The 12,901-nt window shown below is 73.0% G+C and carries 11 protein-coding genes; 5 read left to right on the forward strand and 6 right to left on the reverse strand.

Annotated features, from left to right (window positions below; genetic code table 11):
- Nucleotides 1–60 precede the first annotated feature (60 nt).
- Nucleotides 61–930: an IclR family transcriptional regulator gene (locus ACIOJE_RS24930; protein ID WP_280685654.1), complete on the reverse strand. Its 870-nt coding sequence runs from the start codon at nucleotides 928–930 to the stop codon at nucleotides 61–63.
- 367 nt (nucleotides 931–1,297) lie between these two features.
- Here ACIOJE_RS24930 and ACIOJE_RS24935 point away from each other — a divergent pair, with 367 nt between their 5' ends.
- The 3 genes from ACIOJE_RS24935 (at nucleotide 1,298) to ACIOJE_RS24945 (ending at nucleotide 4,547) form a co-directional block, all read left to right on the forward strand.
- The gene (locus ACIOJE_RS24935) at nucleotides 1,298–2,608 is read left to right on the forward strand and encodes an extracellular solute-binding protein (protein WP_400778944.1); all 1,311 of its coding nucleotides are present in this window, start codon (nucleotides 1,298–1,300) and stop codon (nucleotides 2,606–2,608) included.
- A 32-nt stretch (nucleotides 2,609–2,640) separates the two neighbouring features.
- Nucleotides 2,641–3,621: a sugar ABC transporter permease gene (locus ACIOJE_RS24940; RefSeq protein ID WP_280685652.1), complete on the forward strand. Its 981-nt coding sequence runs from the start codon at nucleotides 2,641–2,643 to the stop codon at nucleotides 3,619–3,621.
- A 122-nt stretch (nucleotides 3,622–3,743) separates the two neighbouring features.
- The gene (locus tag ACIOJE_RS24945) at nucleotides 3,744–4,547 is read left to right on the forward strand and encodes a carbohydrate ABC transporter permease (RefSeq protein ID WP_280685658.1); all 804 of its coding nucleotides are present in this window, start codon (nucleotides 3,744–3,746) and stop codon (nucleotides 4,545–4,547) included.
- A gap of 84 nt (nucleotides 4,548–4,631) precedes the next feature.
- On the opposite strand, the gene ACIOJE_RS24950 is transcribed toward ACIOJE_RS24945, so the two are convergent.
- Complete coding sequence (locus tag ACIOJE_RS24950) at nucleotides 4,632–5,276, reverse strand: alpha-ketoglutarate-dependent dioxygenase AlkB (RefSeq protein WP_280685651.1); 645 nt, start codon at nucleotides 5,274–5,276, stop codon at nucleotides 4,632–4,634.
- A 192-nt stretch (nucleotides 5,277–5,468) separates the two neighbouring features.
- Between ACIOJE_RS24950 and ACIOJE_RS24955 the strand changes: the two genes are divergently transcribed.
- Nucleotides 5,469–7,859 carry an ATP-binding cassette domain-containing protein gene (locus ACIOJE_RS24955; protein ID WP_400778946.1) on the forward strand — a complete coding sequence of 797 codons (2,391 nt, stop codon included), beginning with the start codon at nucleotides 5,469–5,471 and terminating at the stop codon, nucleotides 7,857–7,859.
- Nucleotides 7,860–7,977: 118 nt separating this feature from the next.
- Nucleotides 7,978–8,565, forward strand: a complete 588-nt coding sequence (locus ACIOJE_RS24960; RefSeq protein ID WP_400778948.1) for a hypothetical protein — start codon at nucleotides 7,978–7,980, stop codon at nucleotides 8,563–8,565.
- Between the two features lie 3 nt (nucleotides 8,566–8,568).
- Here ACIOJE_RS24960 and ACIOJE_RS24965 read toward each other — a convergent pair whose 3' ends face one another.
- The 4 genes from ACIOJE_RS24965 to ACIOJE_RS24980 form a co-directional block, all read right to left on the reverse strand.
- Complete coding sequence (locus tag ACIOJE_RS24965; RefSeq protein WP_400778950.1) at nucleotides 8,569–10,218, reverse strand: amidohydrolase; 1,650 nt, start codon at nucleotides 10,216–10,218, stop codon at nucleotides 8,569–8,571.
- On the reverse strand, nucleotides 10,215–11,069 hold the full coding sequence (locus ACIOJE_RS24970) for a PaaX family transcriptional regulator C-terminal domain-containing protein (protein ID WP_400778952.1): 855 nt from the start codon (nucleotides 11,067–11,069) through the stop codon (nucleotides 10,215–10,217). The genes ACIOJE_RS24965 and ACIOJE_RS24970 overlap by 4 nt, the downstream gene beginning before the upstream one ends.
- A 70-nt stretch (nucleotides 11,070–11,139) precedes the next feature.
- Nucleotides 11,140–11,898 carry an Asp/Glu racemase gene (locus ACIOJE_RS24975; RefSeq protein WP_400778954.1) on the reverse strand — a complete coding sequence of 253 codons (759 nt, stop codon included), beginning with the start codon at nucleotides 11,896–11,898 and terminating at the stop codon, nucleotides 11,140–11,142.
- A 52-nt stretch (nucleotides 11,899–11,950) separates the two neighbouring features.
- Nucleotides 11,951–12,853: a fumarylacetoacetate hydrolase family protein gene (locus ACIOJE_RS24980; RefSeq protein WP_400778956.1), complete on the reverse strand. Its 903-nt coding sequence runs from the start codon at nucleotides 12,851–12,853 to the stop codon at nucleotides 11,951–11,953.
- Between the last annotated feature and the right edge of the window lie 48 nt (nucleotides 12,854–12,901).

Here is a 12,901-nt window from a genome sequence, read left to right on the forward strand (position 1 = left end):
AGGTCCGGTGCCTTTCGGGGCGCCGGACCTCGTCCGCTTTTCCGGGGCGGGGGCCGCGGATCAGGACGGCTGGCGGTCGGAGCCGAGTTCGCGGGAGATCCGCAGGCCGGCCTGGGCGACGACCGGGCCGAGGGCGCGGACGCGGGCGGCGGTCATCCGGGAGGTCAGGCCGGAGACCGACAGGGCGGCGGTGACTTCGCCGGCGTGGTCGAAGATCGGCGCGGCGACGCAGCGGACCTCGGGCTCGTTCTCGCGGTCGTCGATGGAGTAGCCGCGGGCGCGGATCCGGGCGAGGTCGGCGCGCAGCCGGGTCTCGTCCGAGATGGTCCAGGCGGTCACCGGGCGCAGGCCCGCGGCGACGACCTCGGCGACGGCCTCGTCGGGCAGCCAGGCGAGGATGGCCTTTCCGGTGGCGGTGCAGTAGGCGGGGGCCCGGCTGCCGACCCGGGAGGCCATGCGGACGTTGGTCTCGTCCTCGACCTTGTCCAGGTAGACGATCCCCGGGGCCTGCCAGACGGTCAGGTGGACGGTCTCGCCGGCCTCGCGCTGGAGCCGGCGCAGGTGTTCGGCGGCGACGCTGCGCAGGTCGAGGGTGGAGAGGTAGGCCTGGCCGAGGCGGAGCGAGCCGTGTCCGAGGCGGAACCAGCCGGTCTCGCGGTCGCGGTCGAGGAGGTGCTCGTCGAGGAGCGGGCCGGCGAGCCGCAGCACGGTGCTCTTGTTGAGGCCGAGCGCGTCGGCGAGTTGGGCGAGCGGGACGCCGCGCCCGTCGCCGTGGTCGCGGACGTGGCCGAGGACGGCGAGCGCGCGGCGCAGTGAGGAGGACTGGTTGCGTTCGGTCGCGGGCTTCCTGCCGGTCGCCGCTCCAGCAGGCCGTTCGGCCGTCGGGTCCGCGGGCCGCTCGGTCTCCGCCTCGGGCCCCGTCTCCGTCATGGGTCCGTCCCTCGTCTCGTTCTGCCGGTGTTCCTCCGCTCGGCGGCGGTTGTCAGAAGGTACCCGTTCGCGCTCGGATCTCCGCTTCTTCGACACAACGTTGTGCAGTGCAAAACTTCCCGAACCCCCTCTTGTTGGCGCCGATCGCCCCCGCTTAACGTCCCTGCCATCGAGCAGGCGACGCCGCCACACCCGAACGGTCCGCCCTGCCGTACCCCCGCACCGGCCTGCCCGGGACGCCCCCCAGCGCGTCCGGGCCGTCCACCACCCACACTCACCATCGGCCCCGGTCAGGGCCTGCTTCGACGTGCCCGTCCCGAGCGGCGCACGTCTCGGCGGCAACTGTCGGGAGGGGAGGTCTCCACCCATGCGACTCAACCGACGGGCCGCCGCGGCCGCCGTGCTCGCCGCCGGCTGCCTCGCCGCGACCGCCTGCGCGCCGGGCACCGCCGCGCCGGCCGGCGACAAGGCCGCCGACGACCGGACCGGCACCCTCCAGGTCTGGCTGTACAACGAGGCGGGCAACGCGGCCAAGGAGGCCGTGATCGGCAAGGCGGTGAGCGAGTTCCAGGCCTCCCACCAGGGCGTCACCGTCAAGGTCAGCTACATCGACACCGACGCCTCCGCCCGCGCGGCCAAGATGAAGGGCGCCTTCAACGACCCCAACAGCGCCCCCGACCTGGTCGAGTTCGGCAACACCGACCTCCCCGGCTACGTCGCGGCCGGAGGCCTCGCCGAGATCGGCGCCGACCTCGACACGTGGCAGGACAAGGGCGACCTCGACCCGGCGATCGCCAGGACCGCCGTGGTGGACGGCAAGACCTACGGACTGCCCTGGTGGGTCGGCGTGCGTGCCCTCTTCTACCGCACCGACCTGTTCACCGAGGCCGGGCTCACCCCGCCGACCTCGTACGCCGAACTGGTCACCGCCAACCGGAAGATCCACGCGGCGCACCCCGACACCTTCGGCATCGCCATCGGCGGCAAGTACACCTTCGGCGCGCTGCCGTTCGTCTGGGACGCGGGCGGCGACATCGCCACCAAGGACGGCTCCGCGTACAAGGCGGCCATCAACTCGCCCGCCTCGCAGGCTGGGATCAAGCGCTACACCGACCTCTTCGGCGACGACGGCTGCCCCGCCCAGCAGTGCGCCGATCTGACCGGCGGCAAGACCGTCGACCTGTTCGCGGCCGGCAAGTCGGCGATGGCGATCCTGCCCAACTCCAGCCGCAGCAAGGTCGATGCGGGCGCGGTGAAGGGCACGTACGGTGTGGTGCCGCTGCCCGGGGAGAAGCCCGGTTCGGTCGCCCCCGCGTTCGCCGGCGGCAACAACCTCGGCGTGATGAAGGCGGCCAAGCACCGCACGCTCGCCGTCGAGTTCGCCGAACTGCTGGCGGGCCCGGCGTACCAGGAGCAGATGTACGACGCGATGGGCAACCTGCCGACGCTCAAGTCCGTCAGCGGCAAGGTCGCCGCCAAAGACGCCTTCCTGAAGCCGTTCACCGACACCATCGCGGCCGGCACCAGGTTCGTCCCGCTCGACCAGGCGTGGGCGCAGATCGACGCCCAGGCGGTGATCCCGACCATGCTCCAGCAGGTCGTCACCGGCAAGGCGGACGTGGCGAAGGCCTCGGGCGACGCCGCGAACCAGATCACCTCGGCCTTCGCCGCGCACTGACGGCCGCGCCCCGAAGAGAGCAGGTCCCGCACGTGTCCGTATCCACCACGACCGCCCCGACGGCGCCGCCTTCCCCGCGCGGGCGCCGTGGGGGCAGGGCGCCGGCCGCACCCTCGGGCGGCCGGCGCCGCCGGCCCCCGCTACTGCTGCTCCTGCCGGCCGCGGTCATCCTGATCCCGTTGGTCGCCTACCCGATCTACCAGTTGGGCCTGTTGTCCGTGCTGGACTTCGGGCAGGCCCAGGCCTCCGGGGGCGCCCCGACCTCCTTCGTCGGCTTCGGCAACTACGCGAAGATCCTGAACGACGGCCAGTTCTGGTCGGTGCTGCTGCAGACGGTCGGCTTCGCCGCGTTCTGCGTGCTCGCGACGCTGGCCGTCGGTGCCACCCTCGCCGTCCTGCTGACCAAGGTCGGGCGGTGGCCCCGGCTGGTGCTGACCACCGCCGCGATGGCGGCCTGGGCGGCGCCGGCGATGACCGGTTCGACGGTGTGGAGCTTCCTGTTCGACACCAACCTCGGCCTGGTCAACCACACGCTGGTGAAGCTCGGCCTGACGGGCTTCCACGAGTTCAACTGGTTCTACGACAAGTGGACGGCGTTCCTGATCGTCGGCGCCGTCGTGGTGTGGCACTCCTTCCCGTTCGTGATGGTCACCCTCTACGCGGGGATCCGGGCGATCCCGGAGGAGATCATGGAGGCCGCCGCCCTGGACGGCGCCAACACCTGGACGACCTTCCGCCGGATCACCGCGCCGATGCTGCGGCCGATCCTGACCATCGTGGTGATCCAGTCGGTGATCTGGGACTTCAAGGTCTTCACCCAGATCTACGTGATGACCGAGGGCGGCGGCATCGCCGGCCAGAACCTCGTGCTCAACGTGTACGCGTACCAGAAGGCGTTCGCCTCCTCCCAGTACGGGCTCGGCGCGGCGATCGGCGTGATCATGCTGCTGATCCTGGTGGTCCCGACGGTCCTCTACATCCGCACCCTGCGACGGACGGGGAACGAACTGTGACCACCGTGAACCCCGTTCGGGCCACTGGAACCCCGGGCGGCCCGACGCCGACCGGCCGGGCCCCGAAGAGCCGGACCCGGAACACCCGCGGCCGGTGGCGGCTCGCCGCCGACACCGGCGCGATCGTGCTGGCGGTCGTCACCGCCTTCCCGATCTTCTGGATGGTGCTCTCCGCCTTCAAGCCCGAGGGCGAGGTGCAGTCGCTGGACCCGAAGCCGTGGACGGCCCACCCCACCCTGGAGAGCTTCCGCCAGGTGCTCAGCGTGGACGGCTTCGGCCGGTACTTCGTGAACAGCCTGGTGATCGCGCTGTCGGTGGTGGTGCTCTCGGCCATCGTGGTGTTCCTGGCGGCGGTGGCCGTGACCCGGTTCCGGTTCAGGTTCCGCACCACCGTCATGGTGATGTTCCTGATCGCCCAGATGATCCCGGTCGAGGCGCTCACCATCCCGCTGTTCTTCATGTTCCGCGACGCGGGCCGGTTCGCCCCCGGCATCGGGCTGAACACCCTCGCCTCGCTGATCCTGGTGCAGTTGGCGTTCTCGCTGCCGTTCGGCATCTGGATGATGCGCGGCTTCGTCGCGGCCGTCCCGGTGTCCATCGAGGAGGCCGCGCAGATCGACGGCGCCAGCCGCACCCGCATCCTGTGGCGGATCCTGCTGCCGCTGGTGGCGCCGGGCCTCGCCGCGACCAGCGTGTTCTCCTTCATCGCGGCGTGGAACGACTTCGTCTTCGCCAAGACCTTCATCATCAGCGCCACCCAGAACCAGACCCTGCCGTCCGCGCTGCTGGTCTTCTTCAAGCCGGACGAGAACGACTGGGGCGGCATCATGGCGGCGTCCACGCTGATGACCGTGCCGGTGCTGATCTTCTTCATCGCGGTCCAGCGCAAGCTGGTGTCCGGGCTGGCGGGCGCGGTGAAGGACTGACGTCGGCCGGGGGCGCGACCGGACGGCGACTCCCGTCGATCGCCGAGGTGGTGGGCCCGGCCCACCACCTCGGCCTCGGCGTTCCTACGCGACGCCGTGCGGCCGGAACTGGATGCTGATCCGCGGGCCCACCGGCCGGGCCGTCTTCGGGATCGCGTGCTCCCAGGTGCGCTGGCAGGAGCCGCCCATGACCACCAGGTCGCCGTGTCCGAGCGGCCGGCGCACCACCGGGCCGCCGCCGTGGCGCGGTCGCAGCAGCAGGGCGCGCGGCTCGCCGACGGACAGGATCGCCACCATGGTGTCCTCGCGGGCGCCGCGCCCGATCCGGTCCCCGTGCCAGGCGACGCTGTCCCGGCCGTCGCGGTAGTAGCAGAGGCCGAGCGTGCGGAACGGCTCGCCCAGCTCCCGCGCGTAGTGCCGGCTCAGTGCCGTCCGGGCCTGCCCGAGGACGGGGTGCGGCGGCTCGGCGCCGGCCGGGTAGGAGGCCAGCAGCCGCGGTACGTCGACCGTCCGCTCGTACATCTCGCGGCGCTCGGCCCGCCAGGGCACGGTGGCGGCGAGGTGTTCGAACAGTCGGTCCGCCCCGTGCAGCCACCCGGGCAGCAGGTCCAGCCAGGCCCCGTCGCCCAGGACGGCCCGGCGGAGCCCGTCGAGCGGGCCGAGGCGGACGCCGTCGGCGTCGTCGGCGTCGTCGAACAGCGAGGGCTGGAGGTGGACGGTGCTGCGCATGGGGCCAGCGTACGCCCAGAATCGAACGTGTGCTCGAACGAAAGTCCTGGACGGGCCCCGGGCGCGGTGGCCCCCGCCGGTTAGGCTTTCGGCCATGCCGGGCCGGTGCCGGCCGACGGGCTCCCCTCCCCGAGCGGCGAACCGGCGATCATCCACCCGCGACGGCGGCCCCGCCGCACAGATGGAGAGACGATGAGCAAGCCCACCAGGACGGCCGCGCGGCCGCCTGTGGCCCAGCACGCCGACAGCCACGACCTGATCAGCGTGCACGGCGCGCGCGAGAACAACCTCAAGGACGTCAGCGTCGAGATCCCGAAGCGGCGGCTGACGGTGTTCACCGGTGTCTCCGGCTCCGGCAAGAGCTCCCTGGTGTTCGACACGATCGCCGCGGAGTCGCAGCGGCTGATCAACGAGACGTACAGCGCCTTCGTCCAGGGCTTCATGCCGACCCAGGCGCGGCCCGAGGTCGACGTGCTGGAGGGGCTGACCACCGCGATCATCGTCGACCAGCAGCGGATGGGCTCCGACCCCCGCTCCACGGTCGGCACCGCCACCGACGCCAACGCGATGCTGCGGATCCTCTTCAGCCGGCTCGGACAGCCGCACATCGGCTCACCCAAGGCGTTCTCCTTCAACGTCCCCTCGATCAGCGGGGCGGGCGCCGTCACGGTCGAACGCGGCGGTCAGACCGTCAAGGAGCGGCGCAGCTTCAGCATCACCGGTGGCATGTGCCCGCGCTGCGAGGGCCGCGGCAGCGTCTCCGACATCGACCTCACCCAGCTCTTCGACGCTTCCAAGTCGATCGCCGAGGGCGCGATCACCATCCCCGGCTGGAAGACCGACAGCTGGTGGACGGTGGGGATCTACGCGAACTCGGGCTTCCTCGACCCGGACAAGCCGATCCGCAAGTACACCAAGAAGGAGATGCAGGACTTCCTGTACCGCGAGCCGACCAAGGTGAAGGTCAACGGGGTCAACCTCACCTACGAGGGGCTGATCCCGAAGATCCAGAAGTCGATGCTCGCCAAGGACCGGGACGCGCTGCAGCCGCACATCCGGGCGTTCGTCGACCGGGCGGTCACCTTCACCGCCTGCCCCGAGTGCGAGGGCACCCGGCTCAGCGAGGCCGCCCGGTCCTCGCGGATCGGCGGGATCAACATCGCCGACGCCTGCGCGATGCAGATCAGCGACCTGGCCGACTGGGTCCGCGGCCTCGACGAGCCGGCGGTGGCGCCGCTGCTCGGCACCCTGCGGCACACCCTCGACTCGTTCGTGGAGATCGGGCTGGGCTACCTCTCGCTCGACCGCCCGTCCGGCACGCTGTCCGGCGGGGAGGCGCAGCGGGTCAAGATGATCCGGCACCTCGGCTCGGCGCTCACCGACGTCACGTACGTCTTCGACGAGCCCACCACCGGTCTGCACCCGCACGACATCCAGCGGATGAACGAACTCCTGCTGCGGCTGCGGGACAAGGGCAACACGGTGCTGGTCGTGGAGCACAAGCCGGAGACCATCGCGATCGCCGACCACGTCGTCGACCTCGGCCCCGGTGCCGGGACGGCGGGCGGCGCCGTCTGCTTCGAGGGCACCGTCGACGGCCTGCGGGCCAGCGGCACCGTCACCGGCCGCCACTTCGACGACCGGGCCGCCGTCAAGAAGGCGGTGCGCGAGCCGAACGGCACCCTGGAGATCCGCGGCGCGACGGCGAACAACCTGCGCGACGTCGACGTCGACATCCCGCTCGGGGTGCTGACCGTGATCACCGGCGTCGCCGGCTCCGGGAAGAGCTCGCTCGTGCACGGCTCGATCCCCGCCGGGGCGGGCGTGGTCTCCGTCGACCAGGGCGCCATCCGCGGCTCGCGGCGCAGCAACCCGGCGACGTACACCGGGCTGCTGGAGCCGATCCGCAAGGCGTTCGCGAAGGCCAACGGCGTCAAGCCGGCCCTGTTCAGCGCCAACTCCGAAGGCGCCTGCCCGAACTGCAACGGCGCCGGCGTGGTCTTCACCGACCTGGCGATGATGGCCGGCGTCGCCAGCACCTGCGAGGAGTGCGAGGGGAAGCGGTACCAGGCGGCGGTGCTGGAGTACCGCCTCGGCGGCCGCGACATCAGCGAGGTGCTCGCGATGCCGGTGACCGAGGCGGAGGAGTTCTTCGGCACCGGTGAGGCGCGCATCCCGGCCGCCCACCGCATCCTGAGCAACCTGGCCGACGTCGGGCTCGGCTACCTCAGCCTCGGTCAGCCGCTCACCACGCTGTCCGGCGGCGAGCGGCAGCGGCTCAAGCTGGCCACCCACATGGCGGAGAAGGGCGGCGTCTACGTCCTCGACGAGCCGACCACCGGCCTGCACCTCGCCGACGTCGAGCAGCTGCTCGGCCTGCTCGACCGGCTGGTGGAGTCCGGCAAGTCGGTCGTCGTCATCGAGCACCACCAGGCAGTGATGGCCCATGCCGACTGGATCATCGACCTCGGCCCGGGCGCCGGCCACGACGGCGGCCGGATCGTCTTCGAGGGCACCCCGGCCGACCTGATCGCCGCCCGCTCCACCCTCACCGGCGAGCACCTGGCGGCGTACGTCGACTGAACGCCCGCGGTCGCTGACCGCCTGGGGCCGCTGAGCCCGCGCGGTCGCCGAACGCCTGCGCCGGCTGGACGCCTACGGCGGCAGGGTGGTGCCGGTCCCCGGGCACTACCCTGCTGCCATGGCGATCCAAGGCTTCGGGGCCACTGAGTTCCAGCTCGTGCTGCTGCGCCGGATGGCCGACTTCAACCCGGACCTGGTCGAGCAGGCCGTGCGGCGGCTCGGCACGACCCGTGCCGCCCTGCGGGAGGCGAACAAGCGCTGGCAGGCGATGATCCGTTCGCCCCGGTTCCCACACGGCGCCGACCGCTGCGCCGCAGTGCTAGGCCCCCCGCAGGCGGCCGTGCCGCGCCGGATCGGGGACCTCGCCTGCACCGCGCGGCAGTGGGCGCTGCCGCTCTGGCCCGAGCTGCGCTTCGAGAGCCTGCTCGGCCCGGCGGAGACCGGCCGGCCGCTGCTGAACGAGTGGCTGGTGCGGGGCCCGGACGCCCCGGCGCCCGGGCTGCGCACGCTCGCCGACCTGACGCCGTGGAGCTGCGTGGTCGCCGACCTGGGCGCCGCGTTCCCGCCCGCCCGGCCGCGCGAGGGCAGCGCGCCCACCCGCTTCCAGCTCGACTTCACCGCCCCGGACGCCGACGGGCGGGCGCGCCCGTGCACCGCCGACTTCACCTGGGGGTTGTTGCAGGAGGTCCGGACGGCGCAGGGCTGACCGCTACCCGGCGGTGCCGTGGACGGTCCGTCCGCCGACGACGGTGCGTTCGGGCCGCAGCCCGCGCAGCGCGTCGACCGGGCAGCTCAGCGGATCGACCGGCCACACCGTCAGATCGGCCAGGGCCCCCGGTCGCAGGCTGCCGCGCTCGGCGCTCTCGCCCATCAGCCTGGCGGCGTCGACGGTGTGCAGCGCGATCGCCTCGGCGCGGTCGATGGCGTGCTCGGGCCCGACCACGCCGGCGGTGGTCCGGCGGGTCGTCATGCCCCACACCGACACCATCGCGCCGTACGGGCCGACCGGGAAGTCCGAGCCGGCGGCGAGCAGTGCGCCCTCGTCGAGCCACTCGCGCAGCGGGAAGATCCCGGCGGTCCGCTCCCGCCCCCAGGCCCGCTGCTGGGTGAGCGCGCCGTCGTGCAGCAGCGGGTGCTGCACGGTGACCGGGATGCCGAGTGCGATCGCCCGGGCCCGCTGGTCGGCCCGGGCCAGCCCGCCGTGCTCGACCACCAGCGTGCCGGGCGGCAGGCCGGGGCGGTGCTTGAGCACCTCCTCGAAGACGTCCAGCAGGGTGCGCAGGCCGCGGTCGCCCCAGGCGTGCACGCCGACCCGCCAGCCGCGCCCGACCACCCGTTCGACGGCCGCGACCAGCTCGGCCGGCTCCCAGAGCAGCCGGCCGTGGTAGCAGGGCTGCCCCTGGTAGGGCTCGTCCAGGGCGCCGGCCTCGAAGCCGCCGTCGATGCCGAACTTGACGCCCCACACTCGGAGCAGGTCGTCGTCCTCGTCGGCGGCGCGCCAGGCGTCCATCCGGTCCAGCAGCGCGTCGACCTGTTCGGGGGTACGGGCGGTGAAACCGGAGACCAGCGCCCGGACCCGGACGGAGAGCGCGCCGGCCGCCCGGGCGGCGCGCAGCACGTCGAGGTCCTCGACCGGGACCAGGCAGTCGCGCACGGTGCCGATCCCGGTCGCGGCGTAGTCGGCGGAGGCGGCGCGCAGACCGGCGACGCGTTCGGTGCGCGCGGGGCGCGGCAGCACCCGCTCGACCAGTTCGACCGCCTTGTTGATCAGCCGTCCGGTCAGCCGCCCCTGTTCGTCGAGCTCGATCACGCCGCCGGGCGGGGCCGGGGTGGCGGCGGTGATGCCGGCGAGGCGCAGCGCGGCCGAGTTGAGCACCATGTTGTAGGCGCCGCGGCGGACCAGCACGGGGCGGTCGGCGGTGGCCCGGTCCAGCTCCTCGGTGGTGGGCATCCGCTGCTCGGCCAGGTGCACCTCCTGCCAGTTGATCGTGGTGTGGATCCACTGTCCGGCCGGGGTCCGGGCGGCGCGCTCGCGGATCAGGCCGAGGAACCCGGTGAGGTCCCGGGCCTGGTGGACGGGTACGCCGTGGACGCTGTGGCCGGCCAGGATCAGGTGGGTGTGGGTGTCGTCGAAGGCGGGCAGCACCGTCGCGGCGGGGGCGTCCAGCACCTCGGTGGCCGTTCCGATCAGGGCGTCCAGGCCGTCGGGGGCGGGGGACAGGGCGGTGATCCGCGTCCCGGTGACGGCGATCGCGCGCTGCGGCGGCTCGCCGGGGACGAGGGTGTGCACGGCGGCGGCCCGGATCAGCAGGTCGGCGGGTGCGGAGTCGGGCGCGGCGTTGTGGTCGGGGTCGGTCATCGCGGCTCCTGGTGGGGTGGGCCGCCGGCCGACAGACCGGTGACCTTCTCGACGTACCGCAGGCCGGGCTCGGCGAGCAGCGCGTGCAGCTCGGTGAAGACGGCCCGGGCGGCGACGGCGTTCCAGTCGGCGGGCAGCAGCGGCTCGGGCAGGCCCGGGTCCAGGTACGGCAGTCGGCGCCATTGGGTGAGCATCGGCACGTAGTCGCGGAACGCCTCGACCGGGTCGATCCGCGGCTGCCCGCGCAGGTCGGCGGCGACCGGGCGCCAGGCGTCGTCGAAGGCCGCGTACTGCGCCTCGATCGCCGGGAAGTCCCACCAGTCGGCCACTGCGGTGCGCAGTTCGGCGAAGCCCGCGTACTCGGCGGACAGGAACAGGTGCACGTAGGCGCTCAGGCCGAGGCGCTCCAGCAGGCGCCGGGCGTCCGGCAGCAGCCGGGCGGGTGCCAGCCAGACGCCGGGGGCGGCGTTGCCGAAGCCGAGCCAGCTCAGCCGCGAGCGCAGCCGGTGGCGGTGGGCGCGCTCGGACTCGGGCACCGAGAACACCGCGACCACCCAGCCGTCGGCGAGTTCGGCGGGCTCCAGGCTGTGGAAGATCCGGCGGTCGCCCTCCTCGAACACCGGGCCCATCGCCGGGGCCAGCCGGTAGCCGGTGCCGCCGCGGCGTTCCTGGAGCAGGGTGCCGGCCTTCTTCAGCCGGGAGATGGCCGAGCGGACGGCCGGGCCGTCGACGTCGAGTTCGGCCATCAGCGCTATCAGGTCGGCGATCGATATCCAGCCGCCGAGGCGGCGCACGAACTCGCCGTACACGGTGTGGATCAGCGAGCTGGGCCGGGGCGCGCTCTCCGACATGGTGGGCCTCCTCCCCGGCAGCTCGTGGTGATCATAGCGGTGGCCGGCCGTCGGCGGATCGGTGTCGGCTTCAGGCCTCCGCGTAGGCGCCGGAGAGCAGGTGTCCGGCGCCGGGGGCGAAGGCGGGGAGGCCGAGGGCGCGCAGCAGTTGGTGGGCGGTGCAGATCGCCGCCGAGACGACCGGCTTGCCGAGCCGCTGCTCGGCCTCCTCGACGGCGGCCAGCGAGGGCATCTGGACGCAGGCCGAGAGCACCACCGCGTCGGCGTCGGCGTGGGCGAGGCGCTGGGCGATGGCGGGGAGCCTCGCCGGGTCGTGGGCGGCCACGTCGAGGTTGTCGGGGATCTCCAGGGCCGCGTAGTCGAGCACCTGGACGCCCTCGTGGGCCAGGTAGTCGACCACCGTCCGGGCCAGCGGCCGCAGGTACGGGGTGACCAGGGCGACCTTCCGGGCGCCGAGCGTGTGCAGGCCGGCCACCAGGGCGCCCGCGCTGGTGACCACGGGTGCGGGGGCGCCGTTCTCGACGGTGCGGCGGTGCAGCCGCTGTTCGGCCTCGCGGTGGTAGCCGGGGCCGGTGGCCATCACGGCGACCAGGCAGGCGTAGCCGAGCACGTCGACCCGGGCGTCGGAGAGTTCGGTGGCACAGCGGTCGGACTCGGCGTCCATGGCGCGCAGTTGCTCGGGGGTGACCCTGGTCATCCGCATCCGGCTGGAGTGGAAGGTGAACCGCTCGGGCGCGACCGCCTCGCGGGCCCGCAGCAGGGCGGGGACTTCGGTCTCCATGGTGACGTTGGAGCTGGGGACGATCTGGCCGATCCGGTAGGTGGTCATGGGGGCGTGGGGCTCCTTTCCGGGTTTCCGGGGCTCCGTGCGGGGGCTCGGCTCAGCGGGCGTCGACCACCGGGTTGGCCAGGGTGCCGATCCGCTCGATGGTGGCCTCGACCAGGTCGCCGGGTTGCAGGAACTGCGGCGGCACCATGCCGGCACCGACGCCGGACGGGGAGCCGGTGGCGATCACGTCGCCCGCTTCGAGCGTGACGCCGGAGGAGATGTCGGCGATCAGACGGGCGATGCCGAACAGCATGTGGCGGGTGTTGGAGTCCTGCCGCAGCTCGCCGTTGACCCGGAGCGAGAGGTCGAGTCCCTGCGGGTCGGGGATCTCGTCGGCGGTGACCACGACCGGGCCGAACGGCGCGTAGCTGTCCTGGCCCTTGGAGAAGAACCACTGCCCGGAGCGGCGTTGGTCGCGGGCGCTGACGTCGTTGACGATGCTGTAGCCGAACACGTGCCGCCAGGCGTCCTCCTCGGCCACCCGGAAGGCCGGTTCGCCGATCACCACGGCGAGTTCGCACTCCCAGTCGAGCTGTTTGGTCAGGTCGGCGTTGTGCCGGATGGGCTGGCCCGAGCCGGTGACGGCGGTGGCGGGCTTGCTGAACAGCACCGGTCGGTCGGGCAGTTCGCGGTCGGTGTCCAGGGTGCGGTGCGATTCGGAGACGTGCTCCACGTAGTTGAGGCCGACGCCGACGATCTTGCCGGGCCGCAGGGGTGCGCGCAGCGAGACCTCGGTGAGCGGGTGCAGAGCCGGGTGGTCCGTCGGCGTGGCCGTGAGCAGCGCGCGGGCGGTGGCCGTCGCCGGCTCGCCGGCCCGGATGAACTCCAGCAGGCCGTCGGGCAGTCGGGCGCCGGCGGCGGTGGCGAGGGCGGTCAGATCGGCGACCCGGTCGCCGAGCCGGGCGCCGAGACGCGGGGTCTCGTCTCCGTCCGCGCAGTAGGTCAACAGGTGCATGGTCGGGGCTCCTTGGTGACGGTCCGGGGATTGGCCACCGGGCGGTGG

Source organism: Kitasatospora sp. NPDC087861, assembly GCF_044742585.1.
Lineage (GTDB): Bacteria > Actinomycetota > Actinomycetes > Streptomycetales > Streptomycetaceae > Kitasatospora.